Genomic DNA, 1,185 nt, shown 5'->3' on the forward strand with positions numbered 1-1,185 from the left:
AGAAATAACCCGACGAGCTTCTGAATAGTCCTCTTTTAATTCTCTTGCCTAAATAGCTTTTTTGCTTTTGAATAGACTCTAAGTCCAAGAAACTACATTTAGAGGTATAGCTTTCATTAGTTGTTTTGACCTCTATTCCTAAATTTGCTTTATAGGTAAGTTGTTCGATAAACCTTGAATGAGGAATATTTACGAATGACTGGTTATTTCTATCTCCAATATTAATGTTTTGTTTCCAGCCTTGATTATGACCAATAACTAAAAGGTTAATTTGATGAGCTAGTAATTTATCAATAATATATTTACTAGCGGTGTGGAGGTAATAATCCACCTGGCAATTACGCTTTAAAGTTAAACCTTGTATTCTTTTACTGGTCTTCTGTAGACTGGGTAATTCCGATTTGAGTTTAGCTAGTGTTTTGTTGTACTTTTGATTGCAGGATTTTAAGGCTTTTCCACATACTAAAGTTGGCTGAAATTCGGGAATATTAGAGGTAACAGCAGCTAGGTTATTTAAGCCTAAATCGATAAAAGCATATCTTTCTCCCTCTTGACTTGATGAGGATGGTTGTTCATAGACAATCTCTAAACAATAAGCACCCAATTTAGGAATAATCCTGACCTCTAAGACTTTCTTTAAATTAGTTTTAAATTCTCAATTAGTCCCTGATAGCTTGATTAAACCTTGCTTCAACGCTTTTTGAGAAATGGCTTGATAGTTATAAGTTAAAACGTTTCTACCTTTTTCCTTGTCTTTGTATCTTGGCAACTTAGGCTCTCCTGTAAATTTATCTGGCGATTTTTTGTATTGTTCTTTCGCTTTTTGGTAGGATTTAAAGGTTTTTTCTACTTGCTTTAATACTAACTGACTTACTTTGGCGGGTAAGGCTTGATAATCTGGACTCATTTTTAAGGCATGATGTAACTCAGTCATTGTTAAAAATGGTTGATGTGAAAAGAAAACTTGACGGTTTAAATAAACAGCACAATTATACAGATTCTTCGATAAAAATCCTAATTTATCAATTACTGAATAATTTTTGTGATTAAATTTAATTAGATGTTTTTGAACTAATTTCATCATTCTCCTCAAGGCATTTAATTAAACATTCTGTCTTTCTATTTCGTCGTCTTAATGAGTATAATCGAGCGCAAAATGAGGTAATTATGCTCACGAAGTCTTGC

The 1,185-nt window shown here is 32.5% G+C and carries 2 protein-coding genes and 1 pseudogene; all 3 read right to left on the minus strand.

Annotated features, from left to right (window positions below):
• On the minus strand, positions 1–604 hold a 604-nt coding region (locus O9332_RS17010), incomplete at its 3' end, for an IS200/IS605 family accessory protein TnpB-related protein (RefSeq protein WP_288026551.1).
• Between the two features lie 51 nt (positions 605–655).
• On the minus strand, positions 656–1,081 hold the full coding sequence (locus O9332_RS17015) for a transposase (RefSeq protein WP_288026553.1): 426 nt from the start codon (positions 1,079–1,081) through the stop codon (positions 656–658).
• Positions 1,053–1,185, minus strand: a pseudogene (locus tag O9332_RS17020) (IS607 family transposase); the annotation flags it as partial. The pseudogene O9332_RS17020 and the gene O9332_RS17015, both read right to left, overlap by 29 nt.

The sequence above is a fragment of the Microcystis sp. LE19-10.1B genome (assembly GCF_027530565.1).
Taxonomy (GTDB): domain Bacteria; phylum Cyanobacteriota; class Cyanobacteriia; order Cyanobacteriales; family Microcystaceae; genus Microcystis; species Microcystis aeruginosa.

Coding starts and splice junctions, on each gene's coding strand:
- O9332_RS17015 (WP_288026553.1), bottom strand. CDS start 1,081: ATGAAATTAGTTCAAAAACATCTAATTAAATTTAATCACAAAAATTAT.